Origin of the sequence: Isoptericola sp. NPDC060257, from assembly GCF_042726645.1 — a bacterium.
Classification (GTDB): Bacteria; Actinomycetota; Actinomycetes; order Actinomycetales; family Cellulomonadaceae; genus Isoptericola; species Isoptericola nanjingensis.
The window spans coordinates 1-17,591 of record NZ_JBHXAW010000066.1 but is presented as its reverse complement, the minus strand read 5'-3'; the positions used below and the strand labels follow the sequence as shown (position 1 = coordinate 17,591).

19 protein-coding genes and 1 pseudogene are annotated in these 17,591 nt (G+C 75.5%); 14 read left to right on the top strand and 6 right to left on the bottom strand.

Annotated features, from left to right (window positions below):
• Both ACFWEK_RS07930 and ACFWEK_RS07925 read right to left on the bottom strand, forming a co-directional pair.
• A partial coding sequence (locus ACFWEK_RS07930; RefSeq protein ID WP_430553691.1) for a glycerophosphodiester phosphodiesterase occupies positions 1 to 445 on the bottom strand: 445 nt, incomplete at its 3' end.
• The gene (locus ACFWEK_RS07925) at positions 442 to 1,548 is read right to left on the bottom strand and encodes an alpha/beta hydrolase (protein ID WP_430553690.1); all 1,107 of its coding nucleotides are present in this window, start codon (positions 1,546 to 1,548) and stop codon (positions 442 to 444) included. The genes ACFWEK_RS07930 and ACFWEK_RS07925, both read right to left, overlap by 4 nt.
• Positions 1,549 to 1,646: 98 nt before the next feature.
• Between ACFWEK_RS07925 and ACFWEK_RS07920 the strand changes: the two genes are divergently transcribed.
• Positions 1,647 to 3,128: an MFS transporter gene (locus ACFWEK_RS07920; protein ID WP_430545462.1), complete on the top strand. Its 1,482-nt coding sequence runs from the start codon at positions 1,647 to 1,649 to the stop codon at positions 3,126 to 3,128.
• Here the strand turns inward: ACFWEK_RS07920 and sigJ are convergent.
• Positions 3,067 to 4,131, bottom strand: coding sequence for an RNA polymerase sigma factor SigJ (sigJ, locus tag ACFWEK_RS07915; protein WP_430553689.1), 1,065 nt, complete (start codon positions 4,129 to 4,131; stop codon positions 3,067 to 3,069). The genes ACFWEK_RS07920 and sigJ overlap by 62 nt on opposite strands.
• Positions 4,132 to 4,222: 91 nt before the next feature.
• Here sigJ and ACFWEK_RS07910 point away from each other — a divergent pair, with 91 nt between their 5' ends.
• Positions 4,223 to 4,576 (top strand): iron chaperone, encoded by a 354-nt coding sequence (locus tag ACFWEK_RS07910; protein ID WP_430545464.1) that lies wholly within the window; start codon positions 4,223 to 4,225, stop codon positions 4,574 to 4,576.
• A 17-nt stretch (positions 4,577 to 4,593) separates the two neighbouring features.
• Here the strand turns inward: ACFWEK_RS07910 and ACFWEK_RS07905 are convergent, their stop codons facing one another.
• The 3 genes from ACFWEK_RS07905 to ACFWEK_RS07895 form a co-directional block, all read right to left on the bottom strand.
• Entirely contained in the window at positions 4,594 to 5,997 is a 1,404-nt protein-coding gene (locus ACFWEK_RS07905; RefSeq protein WP_430553688.1) for an FAD-binding oxidoreductase, read from the bottom strand.
• A gap of 105 nt (positions 5,998 to 6,102) precedes the next feature.
• Positions 6,103 to 7,455, bottom strand: a complete 1,353-nt coding sequence (locus ACFWEK_RS07900; protein ID WP_430553687.1) for an MFS transporter — start codon at positions 7,453 to 7,455, stop codon at positions 6,103 to 6,105.
• Complete coding sequence (locus ACFWEK_RS07895; protein ID WP_430553686.1) at positions 7,452 to 8,462, bottom strand: alcohol dehydrogenase catalytic domain-containing protein; 1,011 nt, start codon at positions 8,460 to 8,462, stop codon at positions 7,452 to 7,454. Before ACFWEK_RS07895 ends, ACFWEK_RS07900 begins: the two co-directional genes overlap by 4 nt.
• 74 nt (positions 8,463 to 8,536) lie before the next feature.
• Between ACFWEK_RS07895 and soxR the strand changes: the two genes are divergently transcribed.
• The 12 genes and pseudogenes from soxR to carB form a co-directional block, all read left to right on the top strand.
• Positions 8,537 to 9,016: a redox-sensitive transcriptional activator SoxR gene (gene soxR / locus ACFWEK_RS07890; RefSeq protein WP_430553685.1), complete on the top strand. Its 480-nt coding sequence runs from the start codon at positions 8,537 to 8,539 to the stop codon at positions 9,014 to 9,016.
• 119 nt (positions 9,017 to 9,135) lie between these two features.
• Positions 9,136 to 9,582, top strand: coding sequence for a type II 3-dehydroquinate dehydratase (locus ACFWEK_RS07885; RefSeq protein ID WP_430545469.1), 447 nt, complete (start codon positions 9,136 to 9,138; stop codon positions 9,580 to 9,582).
• Positions 9,583 to 9,666: 84 nt separating this feature from the next.
• Positions 9,667 to 10,401 (top strand): hypothetical protein, encoded by a 735-nt coding sequence (locus ACFWEK_RS07880; protein ID WP_430553684.1) that lies wholly within the window; start codon positions 9,667 to 9,669, stop codon positions 10,399 to 10,401.
• Entirely contained in the window at positions 10,398 to 10,775 is a 378-nt protein-coding gene (locus ACFWEK_RS07875; protein WP_430553683.1) for a hypothetical protein, read from the top strand. The genes ACFWEK_RS07880 and ACFWEK_RS07875 overlap by 4 nt, the downstream gene beginning before the upstream one ends.
• Before the next feature lie 84 nt (positions 10,776 to 10,859).
• Complete coding sequence (gene efp / locus ACFWEK_RS07870) at positions 10,860 to 11,423, top strand: elongation factor P (RefSeq protein ID WP_429763563.1); 564 nt, start codon at positions 10,860 to 10,862, stop codon at positions 11,421 to 11,423.
• A gap of 15 nt (positions 11,424 to 11,438) precedes the next feature.
• Positions 11,439 to 11,855: a transcription antitermination factor NusB gene (nusB, locus tag ACFWEK_RS07865; RefSeq protein ID WP_430545472.1), complete on the top strand. Its 417-nt coding sequence runs from the start codon at positions 11,439 to 11,441 to the stop codon at positions 11,853 to 11,855.
• 247 nt (positions 11,856 to 12,102) lie between these two features.
• Entirely contained in the window at positions 12,103 to 12,732 is a 630-nt protein-coding gene (gene pyrR / locus ACFWEK_RS07860; RefSeq protein ID WP_430545473.1) for a bifunctional pyr operon transcriptional regulator/uracil phosphoribosyltransferase PyrR, read from the top strand.
• Positions 12,729 to 13,787: an aspartate carbamoyltransferase catalytic subunit gene (locus tag ACFWEK_RS07855; RefSeq protein WP_430545474.1), complete on the top strand. Its 1,059-nt coding sequence runs from the start codon at positions 12,729 to 12,731 to the stop codon at positions 13,785 to 13,787. Before pyrR ends, ACFWEK_RS07855 begins: the two co-directional genes overlap by 4 nt.
• On the top strand, positions 13,784 to 15,130 hold the full coding sequence (locus tag ACFWEK_RS07850) for a dihydroorotase (RefSeq protein WP_430553682.1): 1,347 nt from the start codon (positions 13,784 to 13,786) through the stop codon (positions 15,128 to 15,130). Before ACFWEK_RS07855 ends, ACFWEK_RS07850 begins: the two co-directional genes overlap by 4 nt.
• Positions 15,127 to 15,669 carry a hypothetical protein gene (locus ACFWEK_RS07845; RefSeq protein WP_430553681.1) on the top strand — a complete coding sequence of 181 codons (543 nt, stop codon included), beginning with the start codon at positions 15,127 to 15,129 and terminating at the stop codon, positions 15,667 to 15,669. The genes ACFWEK_RS07850 and ACFWEK_RS07845 overlap by 4 nt, the downstream gene beginning before the upstream one ends.
• Before the next feature lie 11 nt (positions 15,670 to 15,680).
• Positions 15,681 to 16,979 carry a glutamine-hydrolyzing carbamoyl-phosphate synthase small subunit gene (gene carA, locus ACFWEK_RS07840; RefSeq protein ID WP_430553692.1) on the top strand — a complete coding sequence of 433 codons (1,299 nt, stop codon included), beginning with the start codon at positions 15,681 to 15,683 and terminating at the stop codon, positions 16,977 to 16,979.
• Positions 16,979 to 17,591, top strand: a pseudogene (gene carB, locus ACFWEK_RS07835) (carbamoyl phosphate synthase large subunit); the annotation flags it as partial. The gene carA and the pseudogene carB, both read left to right, overlap by 1 nt.

Genomic DNA, 17,591 nt, shown 5'->3' with positions numbered 1-17,591 from the left:
ACGTGACGCAGACCCGGTCGTGCGCGTTCGTCCGCTCGATCGCGGCGGCCGTGGGCTCGACCCCGGAGTCCTCCTTGACGTCGACGTTCACGCGCAGGTCGGGCCAGGTGCCGAGCACCTCGTCGAGGCGGGGCACGGGCTCGGTGCCGCCGATGCGCGCGTGCCGCACGACCGACCACGGCAGGTCGGCCACGCGGCCGGTGGCGTCGGTGGTGCGGTCCAGGGAGGCGTCGTGCAGGGCGACGGCGACGCCGTCGGCGGTGCCGTGCGCGTCGGTCTCGACGTACCGGAAGCCCAGGTCGACCGCGGCGGCGAACGCGGCGAGGGAGTTCTCCAGGTTCTCCCGGCCGTGCGAGAAGCCGCGGTGCGCCAGGGCGAGGACGGGCACCGGCGCGCCGTCGGCGCCACGGGGGTCGAGGTACGGGTGCGCGGGGGTCGGTCTCACGGCTGCTCCTGGTCCTCGAGCGTGTCGACGGTCGTGCGGTCGGTGACGGCACGAGGTGGCTCGAGGCCCGGGGGGCGGACGTCCGGCAGGCGGGCGTCGAGCCACGCCAGGACGCCGTCGAGGTAGGCCCGGCGTGGCGCGTCGGCGGACAGGGCGAGGTCGTGCACGCCGCCGGGCACGACGAGCGGCGTCGTGTCGGGCCCGACCCGGGGCGTCAGGGCCGCGATCCGCCCGACGTCGAGCACGGTGTCCTGCGCGTCGAGGCGCGGGTTGTCGTCCCGGTCGGGGCCGGAGGAGTCGCTGCGCGCGACCAGGACCGGTCCGGGGACGGCGAGGCCGCGGGCCAGGCGGGCCTGCGCGCGCGTGACCGTGCGGAGCCAGCCGGCGCGGGCCGGCAGCCCCTCGGGGCGCTTGAGCGTCGTGTCGAAGTCCCACCGCCCGCCCCGGGAGGCGTGCTGGGACGCGGCGTACACCGACGGGTTGGCGCTGACGACGGCGAGCGGGCGACGCCGCCCCAGCACCTCGAGCACCGCGGAGCGGCCCGCGTCCGCGAGCCGCGAGCCGCTGAGGGAGAAGAAGGGCGAGTCCAGCACCAGGAGGTCGGGCCCGTGCGCCGGGTCGTGCCGGACGGCGTGCCCCCACAGCGCCGCGCTCAGGCCTCCCGTCGAGTGCGCGTGCACCACGAGCGGCAGCCCGGGCTCGAGCTCCCGGACGGTGTGCGCCGCGGCGGACAGGTCGGCGCCCGCCTCGCGCAGGCTCGCGACGTAGTGCGGGGGCAGCGGGTCGCGCGCTCTCGGGGCGGCGGCGAGGCCGCTGTCGGGGTCGCTCTCGAGCAGGGAACGCCCCGCGCGGCGCAGGTCGACGGCGTGGAACGCGAGGCCGGCGTCGACGAACGCCCGGGCGAGGTGCGCCTGGAAGAAGTAGTCGTTGTACCCGTGCACGTGCAGCACGACGGCGCGGGGGCGCTCCGGTCGGTCGACGGCCCGCACCAGGGTCGTGGGGCCCAGCGGCCGCTCCTCGAAGCCGGGGCCGAGGAGCCGGTCGGGCCGCCACCGCCCGGCGGCGCCGGGGTGCCGGGGCGGTCGCGGGGCGGGAGCGTGCACGGCGCGATCGTATCCGCGCGGGCCTGCCGCGGCGCGCCGTCGACCGCGGTGCGACGTGCCCCTCCCGCCGGGCGCCCGCGTCGGGCAGACTGCGCCTCATGAGCGACCGACCGGCGGTGCCGGAACCCGTACCCGACGCCGCGCCCTCCGCCTCGCACGGGTCGCCGCACGGCTCACCGCACGGCTCACCGCACGGCCCGTCGCACGACGGCGCGGCGAGGTCGGGCGTCGCGGAGGCGCCGGTGCCGCGCCGTCAGGTCGTCTCGTGGGCGATGTGGGACTGGGCGACGCAGCCGTTCAACACCGTGATCGTCACGTTCGTCTTCACGGCGCTGTACCTCACGAGCGACGCCTTCCTGACGCCGGAGGTGGCCGCGCTGCCCGCGACCGACCCGGTGCACGAGCGCGCCCTGGCGGGGCTCACCAGCGGGCTGGGCCTCTGGATCACGATCGGCGGGCTGCTCGTGGCGCTGCTGGCGCCCGTGCTGGGGCGGCGCGCCGACGTCGAGGGGCGCCGCAAGGCCTGGGTGGGCGGCGCGACCCTGGTCATGGTCCTGGCGATGGCGGCCCTGTTCGCGGTGCGCGCCGACCCGGTCTGGTTCGTGCTCGGCGCCGCCCTGGTGTCCCTCGGCAGCGTGGCGAGCGAGATCGCCGGCGTGAACTACAACGCGATGCTCGTGCAGGTGTCCACGCGCGCCACCGTGGGGCGGGTGTCCGGCCTCGGCTGGGGGCTGGGGTACCTGGGCGGGATCGTCGCGCTCGTCCTCGTCGTGGTGGCGCAGACCTTCGACTGGTGGGGCATGCCGACCGACGACGGCCTGGCGTACCGGGTCATCGCGCTCGGCTGCGCCCTGTGGGCCGTGGCCTTCGCCTGGCCGCTGTTCCGGTACGTGCCCGAGGCGCCGCCCGCCGAGGACCGGCCACGCGTCGGGTTCTTCGCCGGCTACGTCGTCCTGGTGCGCGACGTCGTCGCCCTGTACCGGCACGAGCGGCCCACCTTCTGGTTCCTGCTCGCGAGCGCCGTCTACCGCGACGGGCTGTCCGCCGTGTTCACGTTCGGCGCCGTCATCGCCGCGGTGTCGTTCCGGTTCGGCGACGACGCGGTGATCGCGTTCGGCATCGCCGCCAACCTGCTCGCCGGGCTCAGCACGATCGTCGCCGGGCGCCTGGACGACCGGTTCGGGCCCCGGGCGGTGATCATCGGCTCGCTCACCGGGCTCGTCGCGTGCGGGCTGCTGGTCGTCGCCCTGCACCCGTTCGGGTCCGTGGTGTTCTGGGTGGCGGGGCTGGCGCTGACCTGCTTCGTCGGCCCCGCGCAGGCCGCGTCCCGCTCCCTGCTGGCCCGCGTGGCGCCCGCCGGGCGCGAGTCCGAGATCTTCGGCCTCTACGCCACGACGGGACGCGCGGTGTCGTTCCTCGCCCCCTCGATGTGGACGCTGCTCATCGCGCTCACCGGCGCCACCATCTGGGGCACCCTCGGCATCGTCGCGGTGATCCTCGTGGGACTCGTGCTCATGCTCAAGGTGACGGTGGGCCGTCGGGAGCCTGCGCGTCCCGACGCCGCCGCCCCGCGGCCCTGATCTCGGCGGCGACCGCCTCCAGGTCGGCCAGCGGGGCCAGGTGCTGCAGCTTCTCCGGGTTGATGACGCCGTCGATCCGGGCGATGCGGCCACCGGAGAACTGCAGGGCGTACGTGCCGATGACGCCGCCGCCCACGGAGTCGTCGGCGTACGCGATCATGCCCGGGCTGCCGTTGACCACGGTCGCCTCGATGCGCGCCGGGGCGCCCCGCCTGGCGAAGCCCGACAGCAGCCTGGCCACCGCCACGTTGCCCGACACCGGGCGCGACACCGCCAGCCCCGCGGGCACGTTGCCGCCGCTGTCGCCGGTGAGCGCGACGTCGTCGGCCAGCAGCTCCACCAGCGCGTCGACGTCGCCCTCCTCGGTCGCCGCGATGAACCGCCGCACCAGCTCCTCTGCGTGCGGGTCGGGCGACCCGGGCCGGACGGGACGCGCGTCCGTCGCGGCGTCCTGCCGCGCCGCCACGCGCCGCCGCGCCCGGGACGCGAGCTGCCGCGCCGCCAGCTCCGTCGTGCCGATCACCTGGGCCGACTCGCGGTGCGGGTAGCCGAAGACGTCGTGCAGCAGGAACGCGGCCCGCTCGGCGGGGGTGAGGGTCTCCAGCAGCACGAGGAACGCCGTGGACAGGTCGTCGGCGAGCTCGGCGTGCGCCGCGGCCTCACGGCCCGCGGAACCGGCGGCCACGACGTCCCCGACCAGCGGCTCAGGCACCCACTCGCCGACGTACGACTCGCGCCGCACCCGCGCCGAGCGCAGCACGTCCAGCGCGATCCGCGTCGCGACCGTCGTGGTGTAGGCGGCCGGGTTCACCACCGCCGGGTCCACCATCCCGACGGGGGCCACGCGCAGCATGGCCTCCTGGGCGACGTCCTCCGCCTCGGTGACGCTGCCGAGCATCCGGTACGCGGCGCCGAACGCCACCCGGCGCAGGTCCTCGAGGTCGACGGCACCGTCGGGTGCGCGCCCGGCGCGTCGTCGGGCGGGGGTGTCGGTGCGTGGCATGCTGCCCATCCTTCCGCGGGGCGGGCGATCCGCCCCGCACTGCCGACGACGTGGCGTGGCGCGACGTGACAGCGGGCCGCACGATGGACCCGTGGGAGACGTCGAGGACTACCTGACCACCCTGTCCGGGGCGGAGCGCGCCGCCGTCGCGCGCGTCTACGAGCGGGCGCGGGCCCTGGTGCCCGACGTCGAGGAGGGCCGCAGCTACGGCATGCCCGCGCTGCGCTACCGCGGCAGCCCCCTGGTCAGCGCCATGGTGACGCGCACGCACGTGGGCCTCTACCCGTTCAGCCCGGACGTCGTCGCGGCGCTCGCGGGCGACCTGGACGGGTTCCGCACCACCAAGGGCTCGGTCTCGTTCCAGCCCGACGCGCCGCTGCCGGACGACGTCGTCGACCGGCTGGTGCTCGCGCGGCGCGACGAGATCGACGCGCGCGCCCGCTGACCGATCCCGTCGCCCCCCTACGCCGGCGGCACGTTGACGTTCCCGCGGAACAGGTTCTGCGGGTCGTACCGGCGCTTCACGTCGCGCAGCCGGTCCCAGGTGGCGCCGGGGTAGGCGGCCCGCGCGACGTCGATCCCGCCGTCGAGGCTGAAGTTCACGTACGCGCCGTCCGCGCCGCGCAGCCGGGCGGCCAGCGCGTCCACCCAGGGCGCGTACCGGGCGGCGCCCGCCGCGTCGCGTGCGACCGCGGCGACGTTGCCCACCAGGCGCGCTCCCCGGTGGGCGTAGGCCGTCGCGTCGGCGGGGACCTCGGCCACCGCGCCGCCGAGCACGCGCAGCTGGGCGGCGCGCATCAGCGCGTCGGAGCCCTCCAGCTGCTCCAGGAGGTGGGCCGCGGCGGCCTCGTCCAGCCCGTCGGCGAAGAAGGTGCGCCCGGTCGCGACGAGCGGCCCGCCCGCCGGGCCGCCCTCCAGCAGGCTGGGGTACGGCGCGGTGCGCAGGCCGTCCAGCAGGGCGCCGCCGGCGCGGTCCGCGACGTCGCGCAGGGGCGCCAGGGCCGCGTCCGCCCGGTCGAGCGGGCCGGACCAGCAGGCGTTGGCCATGACCACGAGGCGCCCGTGCCACTCCGCGGGGATCATCGGCATCGGGGGCGCCGGCATCACCATGACGATCATCGTCAGCTCCGGCGGCGCGGCGTCGGCGGCCGCGACCACCCCGGCCACGCTCTCGGGCGTCGCCGGCATGAGGAGCACCCCGCCGACCACCTGCGACACGTCGTGCAGGGCGAACCGGAACCGCGTCACGACGCCGAAGTTCCCCCCGCCGCCGCGCAGCGCCCAGAACAGGTCGGGCTCGTGGTCGGCGTCGGTGCGCACGACCTCGCCGTCGGCGGTCACGACCTCCGCGCCGAGGAGGCTGTCGACGGTCATGCCGAGCGAGCGCGACAGCAGCCCGACACCACCGCCCAGCGTGATGCCGCCGACGCCGACCGTGCCGGTGTCGCCGAACGGGGTCGCGAGGCCGTGCTCCCCGGCGGCACGCGAGTACGCGCCCGCGGTGACGCCGCCGCCGGCCCAGGCGGAGCGGCCGTCGACGTCGATCTCGACGGCGTCGAGGCCACGGAGGTCCAGGGTGACGGCGCCGTCCGCGGCGCCCAGCCCGAACACGGAGTGCCCGCCGGACCGGACGGAGACCTCGGCGCCCGCGTCGCGCGCGAAGCGCACGGCCCGGGCCACGGCGTCGGCGTCGGCGGGCCGGACCACCGCCACCGGGCGCTGCCCGACACCGCCGGGCTCGATGGCCCGGGCGGCGCCGTAGCCGTCGTCGTCAGGGGCGACGACGGGCGAACCGTCGCCGAGGGCGGCGCGCAGCGCGCCGACGGGGACGGCGGGGGACGTGGGGGGATTCGACGGCTGGGACATCGTGACTCCTCGTCGGGACGACGGTGCGGGGAGCGGGCCGAGGTGCCGGCCCGGTCCGTGCGGACGAGCGGAAGGGCGCGCGGACGCTCGCCCAGGACGGTGCACTCAGGAGGACCGGGCGGGGAGCGCATCCTCATCGGCAGCATCCCGTACACCCGACGGGAAGTCGACGGAATTCGTGACGGAGCGCGCGCCGGCGGTGGGCCGCGTGCGGCCCACCAGGAACGTCGCGGCGAGCGCGAGCGCCGCCGCGAGGCCGAGGCACACGGCGTAGGCGGCCGGGCCGACCCGGTCGTGCAGGGCCCACAGCAGCGCGCCGGTACCCGTGAGCGCGACGGCGGACGCCGCCGCGTCGGCCACCTGGAGCACCGACATCGACACGCCCTGCGCCGAGGGCGGCGCGAGCTCGAGGACGAGCAGGTTGAGGGTGGGGAACACCAACCCCATCCCGAGCCCGCTCAGCACCCACGGCGCGGCCGCGGCGACCAGGGGCACGCCCGGGACGACCAGCAGGGCGACGCCCGCGGTCCCCAGCACGAGGGACGCGCAGCCGACGCGGAGGAAACCCGCGTGCGACAGGCCGCCGAGCCCGCGCCCACGCGCCCACGACCCTGCCGACCACCCGAGCACGTGCAGCGTGAGGACGGCCCCGGCGAACGCCGGCGCGAGACCCCGCTCACGGGTGAGCGCGAGCGGCAGCAGCACCTGCGCCCCGACGAAGGCGGCAGCCACGAACGCCCGCACCAGCACGACGGTGCCCAGGCCCCGTGCACCGCGCAGCACCTGTCCCGCGACGTCGCGCCACGGCGCGGCGACCCCGCCGCCGGCGACCGGTCGGCGAGGGCCGGTGCGGCCGGCCGCGAGCGCCGGCCGCAGGGCCAGCAGGGCGGGCACGGCCAGCACGGGCACGGCGAGGAACACCCACCGCCACCCGAGGTACTGCGTCATCGCCCCCGCGAGCAGCGGCCCCACCACCCCGGGCACCACCCACGCGGCGGCGAACCACGCGAAGACCTTCGGCCGTCGCGCCTCGGGGAACACGCGCGCCACCAGCACGAAGATCGCTACCCCCTCGATGCCGCTGCCCGCGCCCTGCACGGTGCGGCCCGCCAGGAGCACCGGCATGCTCGGCGCCAGCCCCGCGACGAGCAGCCCCGCGAGGAACAGCGAGATCCCGGCCAGCAGCGGCGGCGTCGGCCCCCGACGGTCCGTCCACCGACCCGCGACGAGCATCCCCACCACCCCCGCGGCCGATCCCGTCGCGAACGCGAGCGTGTACAGGCGCAGGCCGTCCAGCTCGGCGGCCACCGTCGGCATCGCCGTCGAGACCGCCAGGGACTCGAACGCCCCCAGCGCGACGTACGCCACCATGCCGATCAGCACCGTGCGCTGCGCCCGCGCGCCCAGCAGCCCGTCATGCGACCCGTCGGCCGCACCCTCGGCGGTCGCGCCGGTCACCCGAGCACCACCTTGCCGACCGTGCGGCGCTCCTCGAGCTCCCGGTGGGCCCGCGCGGCCTCCGCGAACGCCACGCGGTGGGTGAGCACGCGCCACTCGCCCGACGCGGCCCGCTCCAGGGCCCGCCGCTGGTGGTCGCGCAGGTCGCCGAACGCGGGCGCGCCCGGCCCGACGACGGCGCGGACCTCGACCGGCTGGCCGTGCGGCGTGACGGCGCTCGCGGCCACGGGGTTCGGGCTCCCGGAGGCCCAGCCCTGCACGACGAGCCGTCCGCCCGGACCGAGCAGCGCGGCGGCGTCGGCGCCGAGGTCCCCGCCGACGCCGTCGATCAGCAGCGTCGCCGCGGGCGCCCGGAGGCGCCCGAGCGCGGCACGCGCGTCCTGCGGCCAGGACGGCGCCGCGACGTCGACGACGGCGAGCGACGGCCCGGCGTCGGGCGCGAGGCCGCGCACGGCCCGGACCTTGCGCGGGCCCCCGGCCAGCGCGAGCACCCGGGCGCCCGCGGCGAGCGCCGACTGCACGAACAGCGAGCCGAGCCCGCCGGCCGCGGCGGTGATCACCACGACGTCGTCCGGTCCGGGCCGCGCGACCTCCAGGGCCATGAGCGCCATCCGGCCGGTGCCGATCATCGCGACGGCGTCGGCGAGGTCGAGACGGTCGGGGAGGCGGTGCAGGGAGTCGACCGGCGCGACGGCGAGACGGGCGTACCCGCCGCCGTCGGGCGTGGCGCCCAGGTGGGCGGCGACGCGTGCCCCGAGCCAGTCGTCCCCGACGTCCGGGTCGACGGCGACCACCGCGCCGGCGACCTCGCGCCCGGGGATCGCGGGGAGGCGCGGCGCGGGCAGGGGACCGGTGGCCTCGCCGCGGCGGAGGGTGGTGTCCAGCAGGTGCACGCCGTGCACGCGGGCGGCGACGAGCACCTGGCCGGGGCCGGGCACGGGGTCGGGGACCTGCTCGAGGACGAGGGTCTCGGGCGGGCCGTAGGTGTGATGGCGGATGGCGTCCATGCCGTCATGCTGTGACCTGAACTATGGTTGAGGTCAAGGGTCGGGAGGCCGCCGCGCGGGGAGGGACACGGATCGTGCCGGAGCACGCGACCGAGAGGGTTCCGTGGGACCACGTCGAGCTGACCGTCGGGGAGGTGGCGGCGCGCAGCGGCGTCGCCGTCTCCGCGCTGCACTTCTACGAGAGGCGCGGGCTGATCGCCAGCCGTCGCACGTCGGGCAACCAGCGGCGCTACCGGCGTGACGTCCTGCGGCGGGTCTCGTTCATCCGGGTCTCCCAGCGGGTCGGCATCCCGTTGGCGCGCATCGCCGCGGCGCTCGAGACCCTGCCCGCCGACCGCGCGCCGAACGTCCGCGACTGGGAGCGCCTGTCCAAGGCTTGGCGCACCGACCTCGACGCGCGGATCGCGCAGCTCCAGCGCCTGCGCGACGACCTCACCGACTGCATCGGGTGCGGGTGCCTGTCCCTGAGCCGGTGCGTGCTGGCCAACCCGCACGACGCGCTCGGGGACGACGGGCCGGGCCCGCGCCGGCTGCTCGTCGACGACGCGGAGTGATCCGCCCGGTGTGATCCGCCCGGTGTGACAGCCGGGGCCCGAGGGCACGTGCCGCACCCTCGACGCCGCGAGCACGGACGGTCGGGACGGCTGCCGTGGTGCCGCCGTACCCTCGGGCCATGACTCACGTCCTCGTCCTCAACGGTCCCAACCTCGGTCGGCTCGGCGTGCGCGAGCCCGAGATCTACGGCCACGCGTCCATGGCCGACCTCGAGCGGGAGGCCGCGGTCTGGGGGAGCGAGCTGGGCGTCACGGTCGAGGTGCGTCAGACCGACGACGAGTCGGAGCTGGTCGGATGGCTGCACGAGGCCGTGGACACCCGCGCGCACGTGGTGCTCAACCCCGCCGCGTTCACGCACTACAGCTACGCACTGCGCGACGCCGCGGCCCAGGTGACGACCTCCGGGCTCCTGCTCGTCGAGGTGCACCTGTCCAACCCCGCCTCGCGCGAGTCGTTCCGGCACTACTCGGTGGTGGCCGGCATCGCGACCGGGACGGTCGCGGGCTTCGGCTTCGACTCCTACCGGCTCGCCCTGAGCGCGGTGGCGCACAAGCTTCAGCCCTGAAGTCCGTCAGATCCAGCGACAGGACTTAAGTAGGATCAAGCCCAGATGCTTGAGAGTCAGCGCACAAGCGCCTAGCCTTGAGCGATGATCGTCGTGACGGCGGACCAGCGGGGGAGCACCCGAGGCCCCGACCGTGTGCCCGAGGCCCTGGCACTCGTGGGCGCGCGGGCGGCCGGGAGGGTGGGCCTCGTGCTGCCGTTCGACCGGACGGTCGGGGACGAGCTGCAGGGCGTGCTGGCGGCGGACGACGGCGGCGCCGCTCTGGCCGTCGACCTGGTCCTCGACCTCGTGCGCGACGGCGGCTGGTCCGTGGGGATCGGCCTGGGCGCCGTCGACCGGCCGCTGCCCGCGGCGTCGCGGGAGGCGTCCGGGGCGGCGTTCGTGCGGGCACGGGCTGCCGTCGACCTGGCGAAGCGGCGCGGGCGCGGCAGCGTGCCCTTGGCCGTGGTGGGGCCGGACGAGGAACCGCGCGCGACCGTCGCCGCGGACGCGCAGGCGCTCCTGCGCCTGCTCGGGGCCGTCGTCACGCGCCGTTCCGCGGCGGGGTGGGAGGCCGTCGACACGCTCGTCGCGCAGCGGGGCGCGGCGCCGCAGCGGGCCTCGGCGGCTGCGCTGGGGGTCAGCGAGCAGGCCGTGAGCCAGCGGCTGCGTGCCGCGCTGTGGGCCGAGGACGCCGCCGCCCGGCCGCTGGCGGCGCGCCTGCTGCGCGCGGCGGGCGCCGACCGCGACGATGTCCCCGACGAGGAATCGGACGACGGCCCGGACGACGCACCGGACGACGCGCCGGACGACGAGGCAGGGGAGGGGCGCGCGCAGTGAGCTTCGGAGCGGTCGCGGCGGACGTCGCGGTGTGGGTCGTGGGCCTGGCCGCGAGCGTGGGCGGCGGGGCCTGGCTCGTGCCCTGGGTGCTCCGGCACGCCGAGCGCGAGCCCCAGGCGGCGGCGGAGGCGGTCGCGGTGCTGCGCGGCGGCACGTGGATCGGCCTGCTCGAGCGGCTGTGCGTCACGGGCTCGCTGCTCGTCGGCTACCCGGAGGGCGTGGCCGTGGTCGTCGCGGTCAAGGGGCTCGGCCGGTTCCCCGAGCTGCGCGAGCACCCGGTCGCGAGCGAGCGGTTCGTCGTCGGCACGCTGGCGTCGCTCGCCTGGTCGGCCGCCCTCGGTGTCGCGGGGCACGCGCTGCTGGTCGCGCTGTAGAATGTTCCGGGCCCTCTGCGGCCCGGCACGTCGACATTCGCACGACATCCGCTCAGCACCCGACCCCGAGGACGAACAAGAAACGTGGCTACCTCCAACGACATCAAGAACGGCACCGTGCTCCGCATCGACGGTCAGCTCTGGACGATCATCGAGTTCCAGCACGTCAAGCCGGGCAAGGGTGGCGCGTTCGTCCGCACCAAGATGAAGAACGTCGTGTCGGGCAAGACGGTCGACAAGACCTTCAACGCGGGCACCAAGATCGAGACCGCGAACGTGGACCGCCGCGACTTCCAGTACCTGTACATGGACGGCGCCGACTACGTGTTCATGGACACCGACACGTACGACCAGATCACCGTGCCCGGCGCCACTGTCGGCGACGCGAGCAACTACATGCTCGAGGGCATGAACATCATGGTCGCGTCCAACGACGGCACGCCGCTGTACGTCGAGCTCCCGTCGTCCGTGGTCCTGGAGATCACCTACACGGAGCCGGGTCTGCAGGGCGACCGCTCCACCGGCGGCACCAAGCCGGCCACGCTCGAGACGGGCGCGGAGATCCAGGTCCCGCTGTTCCTCGAGCAGGGCACCAAGGTCAAGGTCGACACGCGTGACGGGTCGTACCTGGGCCGTGTGAACGACTGACGGGCGCCTGCTGACATGGGTGCACGCACCAAGGCGCGCAAGCGCGCCGTCGACATCCTCTTCGAGGCGGAGCAGCGCGGGATCGACCCGCAGGTGCTCGTCGCGGACCGGGTGATCGAGCCGCACACCGAGGCCGCCGTGCCGCAGTACACCGTCGACCTCGTCGAGGGCGTCGTCGCTCACCGCGAGCGCATCGACGAGCTGCTGGCCACCTACTCCCAGGGGTGGACGGTGGAGCGGATGCCCGCGGTCGACCGCGCGCTGCTGCGGATCGGCACCTGGGAGCTGCTGTACAACGACGACGTCCCCGACGCCGTCGCGGTGGACGAGGCGGTCGACCTCGCCGGGCAGCTCTCGACGGACGACTCGCCGTCGTTCGTCAACGGCCTGCTGGGCCGGCTCGTCGACATCAAGCCGACGCTACTGATCTGACGTCGCTCGCGACGCCGTTCCGTGCCGAACAGGCGGTTGCTCCCGGACCCACGGCCCTTGCGGCCGTGACGGCGGGAGCAACCGCCTGTTCGGCGTTCCGGGGCGGGGGCGAGGGTGGTCGTGTGACGCACGCCGCGCCCGCATGGTGGGCACGCTCACGGGTGGCGGCGGGGCGACGGGATAGGGTGGAGGCCGTCAGAACGACACCCTTTAAGCCCGTCCCGTGAGGCGGAGAAGGAGGTCGCCAGTGACTGCTGGCACCGGCATGCCCGGAACACCCGATCCGCGCGACGTCCCCGAAGGGACCGTCGTGCTCGGCGCGAGCGACGTCGCCCGCGCCCTCACCCGCATCGCGCACGAGATCGTCGAGCGCGCCAAGGGAGCCCAGGACGTCGTCCTGCTCGGCATCCCGACCCGCGGGGTCACCCTCGCCGCCCGCCTCGCGCAGCGGCTCGCGAGCATCGACCCCGGCTTCGACCCGGAGCGCGACCTCGGCGAGCTGGACGTCACGATGTACCGCGACGACCTGCGCCGCCAGCCCACCCGCGCGGTCGGCGTCACGCGGCTGCCCGCCGCGGGGATCGAGGGCAAGACCGTCGTCCTCGTCGACGACGTCCTCTTCTCCGGCCGCACGATCCGCGCCGCGCTCGACGCCATCGGCGACCTCGGCCGTCCGCAGGCCGTGCGCCTCGCCTGCCTGGTGGACCGCGGGCACCGCGAGCTGCCGATCCGTCCCGACTTCGTGGGCAAGAACCTCCCGACCGCCCAGACGGAGCGGGTGCGCGTGCTGCTCGCGGAGGTGGACGGCTCCGACGCCGTGGTGATCAGCGGGCGCGAGCCCGGCGCCGGCGCCCCGGGCGAGGGGGACCAGCGATGAGGCACCTGCTCTCCACCGCCGACCTGGCCAAGGACGAGGCGATCGAGCTCCTCGACACCGCCGCGCAGATGGCCGCGACGCAGTCCCGCGAGATCAAGAAGCTGCCGACGCTGCGCGGCCGCACCGTGGTGAACCTCTTCTTCGAGGACTCCACCCGCACCCGGATCTCGTTCGAGACGGCCGCCAAGCGGCTGTCCGCGGACGTCATCAACTTCTCGGCCAAGGGGTCGAGCGTGTCCAAGGGCGAGTCGCTCAAGGACACCGCGCTCACCCTGCACGCGATGGGCGCCGACGCCGTGGTGGTCCGCCACTGGGCCTCGGGCGCCCCGTACCAGCTCGCGCACGCGGGCTGGCTCGACGCGGCCGTGCTCAACGCCGGCGACGGCACGCACATGCACCCCACGCAGGCGCTGCTCGACGCCTACACGATCCGCCGGCACCTCGGCGGCCACGGCGGCGGCCTGCGCCGCGGCGGGGACGACGGCGTCGGCGCCGACCTCGCGGGCGTGAAGGTCGCGATCGTGGGCGACGTCCTGCACTCGCGCGTCGCCCGGGCCAACGTGTGGCTGCTGCGCACGCTGGGCGCCGAGGTGACGCTCGTGTCGCCGCCGACGCTCCTCCCGGTCGGCGTCGAGACCTGGCCGTGCCGCACGTCCTACGACCTGGACGCCACGCTCGCCGACTGGCAGCCCGACGCCGTGATGATGCTCCGCGTGCAGCGCGAGCGGATGTCCGGGGGAGCGGGGGCGTTCTTCCCGAGCCCGCTGGAGTACACCCGCTACTTCGGCCTCGACGGCCGCCGCCTGGCGCTGCTGCCCGCGCACTCGATCGTCATGCACCCCGGCCCGATGAACCGCGGGCTGGAGATCTCCGCCGAGGCGGCCGACTCGGACCGCGCCGTCATCGTGGAGCAGGTAGCCAACGGCGTCGCCGTGCGCATGGCCTCGCTCTACCTGCTGCTGTCCGGCACCGAATCGTCGGCCCCCGCGCCCGCCTCGGTGCCCGCCGCTCCGCCCGCCCCTGTCTCGAGCACCACCGAAGGGACCGCCCTGTGACCACGACCTATGTGCTGCGCGGGGCCCGTCCCCTCGGCGGCGAGCCCGCCGACGTCGTCCTCGCGGACGGCGTGATCACCCAGGTCGCCGCCCCGGGTGCCGCGGACGTGCCCGCCGGCGACGACGTCGTCGAGATCGCGGCCGACGGGCACGTGCTCCTGCCGGGGCTGGTCGACCTGCACACCCACCTGCGCGAGCCGGGCCGCGAGGACGCCGAGACGGTCGCGTCCGGCACCCGCGCGGCCGCGGCGGGCGGCTTCACCGCCGTGCACGCCATGGCCAACACGTCGCCCGTCGCCGACACCGCGGGCGTGGTCGAGCAGGTGTGGCGCCTGGGCCAGGAGGCCGGCTGGGTCGACGTGCACCCGGTCGGGGCCGTCACCGTGGGCCTGGGGGGCGAACGCCTCGCCGAGCTCGGCGCGATGGCCGACTCCGCGGCCCGCGTCCGGGTCTTCTCCGACGACGGCAAGTGCGTGCACGACCCGATCCTCATGCGCCGCGCGCTGGAGTACGTCAAGGCGTTCGACGGCGTCGTCGCGCAGCACGCGCAGGAGCCGCGCCTCACCGAGGGCGCCCAGATGAACGAGGGCGTCGTCTCGGCCGAGATCGGCCTGGCCGGCTGGCCGGCGGTCGCCGAGGAGGCGATCATCGCCCGCGACGTGCTGCTCGCCGAGCACGTCGGCTCGCGCCTCCACGTCTGCCAGCTGTCGACCGCCGGCTCGGTCGAGATCGTCCGCTGGGCCAAGGGCCGCGGCATCGACGTCACCGCCGAGGTGACGCCGCACCACCTGATCCTCACGGACGAGCTCGCCCGCACCTACGACCCCACGTACAAGGTGAACCCGCCGCTGCGCACCGCCGAGGACGTCGAGGCCGTGCGCCAGGGCCTGGCCGACGGCACGATCGACATCGTCGCCACGGACCACGCCCCGCACACCCGCGAGGACAAGGACTGCGAGTGGGGCGCCGCCGCGTTCGGCATGACCGGGCTGGAGACGGCCCTGTCGGTCGTGCAGCAGACCATGGTCGACACCGGCCGGCTCGGCTGGGCCGACGTCGCGCGCGTCCTGTCGACCAACCCCGCCCGGATCGGCCGGGTCGCGGACCACGGCCGGCCGGTCGAGGTCGGCGAGCCCGCCAACCTCACGCTGGTCGACCCGGCCGCCTCGCGGACGGTCGACGGAGCCGCCCAGGCCACCGCGAGCGGCAACACGCCCTTCGCCGGCCGCGAGCTGCCGGGCCGCGTGGTGGCGACGTTCCTGCGCGGCCGCGCCACCGTGCTCGACGGCGCGCCCGTCGAGCCCGCGGTTGCGCCGGCGGTCCAGCGGGGAGGGGCGCGATGAACCTCCCCATGCCCGTCGCGGTCGGGATCTGGGTCGTCATCGGCGTCCTGCTCCTGTTCGTGATCCTCACCGGCCGGCGCCGGCTCGCCGCCCGCACCCGGGACACCGTCCCCGTGCCTCCCGCCGTCCCCGAGGACCTCGGCGCGCTGCGCCTCGGCCCGCTCGACGCCACGTACGTCTCCTCGACCCTGGCGGGGGACTGGCTGGCGCGGGTCGGCGCCCACCACCTCGGCGACCGCTCCACCGCCCACGTGTCCGTGCACGACGCCGGCGTCCTGGTCGAGCGCGACGGTGCCCCCGACGTGTTCGCGCCCGTGGCCGCCCTGCGCGGCGTCGGGCTGGCCCCCGGCATGGCCGGCAAGTACGTCGGCGCCGACGGCCTGGTCGTCGTGACCTGGGAGGACCCGGAGCGCGACGGCGTGCCGGCGGTCGCCCTCGACACCGGCCTGCGCACCCGCCTCGCGCCCGACCGCTCCCGCCTGGTCGACGCCGTGCGCCACCTCATGACCTCCGCCCCCGCACCGAAGGACGAGCAGTGACCTCCAGCTCCCTGACCAGCTCCGCGTCGAGCAGCCCCGTGCCGAGCCGCGCGCCCGTGCCGCACGCGGCCCTCCTCGTGCTCGAGGACGGCACCGTGGCCCGCGGCCGCGCGTACGGCGCCCGCGGCGCCACCTTCGGCGAGATCGTCTTCTCCACCGGCATGACCGGCTACCAGGAGACCCTCACCGACCCCTCCTACCACCGGCAGATCGTCGTGATGACGGCCCCGCACGTCGGGAACACCGGCATCAACGACGAGGACCCGGAGTCCGGCAAGATCTGGGTCGCCGGCTACGTGCTGCGCGACCCCGCCCGCCGCATGTCCTCCTGGCGTGCGGACCGCTCCCTCGAGGAGGAGCTCGCGGCCCAGGGTGTCGTGGGCATCAGCGACGTCGACACCCGCAAGCTCACGCGCCACCTGCGCGAGCTGGGCGTCATGCGCGCCGGGATCTTCTCCGGCGACGCCCTGGTGCGCGAGGTCGCCGGCGGCACGCTCGTCGAGCGCTCGGTGCCCGAGCTGGTCGCCGAGGTGCAGGCGTCCCCGCAGATGGCGGGCGCCAACCTCTCCCCGGAGGTCACGACCGACCAGGCGTACGTCGTCGAGCCCTCGGGCGACTTCGCCGGGCGGGAGCCGCTGGCGACCGTCGTCGCCGTCGACCTGGGCATCAAGGCCATGACCCCGGCGCGGCTCGCGCAGCGGGGCGTGCGCGTGCACGTCGTGCCCCAGTCGGCCACGATCGCCGATATCGAGGCCCTGCTGCCGACCGACGGCTCGCCCACCGGCGTGTTCTTCTCGAACGGCCCCGGCGACCCCTCGTCGGCCACCCACGAGATCGAGCTGCTGCGCAGCGTGCTGGACCGCGGCATCCCGTTCTTCGGCATTTGCTTCGGCAACCAGCTGCTGGGCCGCGCCCTGGGGTACGGCACCTACAAGCTCGGGTACGGCCACCGCGGCATCAACCAGCCGGTCATGGACCGCACCACCGGCAAGGTGGAGGTCACGGCGCACAACCACGGCTTCGCCGTCGACGCGCCGCTCGACGCCGTGTCCACCGCACCGCACGACGCCGAGCGCGGCGACGGCCGCGCCTACGGCCGCGTCATCGTGTCTCACGTCGGCCTCAACGACCAGGTGGTCGAGGGGCTGACCGCGCTCGACGTGCCGGCCTTCTCCGTGCAGTACCACCCCGAGGCCGCCGCCGGACCGCACGACAGCGCCTACCTCTTCGACCGCTTCGTCGAGCTCATGACGAGCCGCGAGCCCGTGACCGTCCCCGCCGCCACGCTGGCCGCGCTGAAGGAGAACTGATGCCCCGCCGTTCCGACCTCTCCTCCGTCCTGGTCATCGGCTCCGGCCCGATCGTCATCGGCCAGGCCTGCGAGTTCGACTACTCCGGCACGCAGGCCTGCCGCGTGCTCAAGGAGGAGGGCCTGCGGGTCGTCCTCGTGAACTCGAACCCGGCCACGATCATGACCGACCCGGAGTTCGCCGACGCCACCTACGTCGAGCCGATCACCACCGAGGTGCTCACCTCGATCATCGCCAAGGAGCGCCCCGACGCACTCCTGCCCACCCTGGGCGGACAGACGGCGCTCAACGCCGCCATCGCCCTCGACGAGGCCGGCGTCCTCGAGCAGTACGACGTCGAGCTCATCGGCGCGAACATCCCCGCCATCCAGAAGGGCGAGGACCGCCAGCAGTTCAAGGACGTCGTCGCCAAGTGCGGCGGCGAGTCCGCCCGCTCCGTCATCGTGCACACCGTGGAGGAGGCCGTCGCGGCGGCCGCCGACCTCGGCTACCCGATGGTCGTGCGCCCGTCCTTCACGATGGGCGGCCTCGGCTCCGGCTTCGCGTACGACGAGCGCGAGCTGCGCCGCATCGTCGGCCAGGGCCTGCACTACTCGCCGACCACCGAGGTGC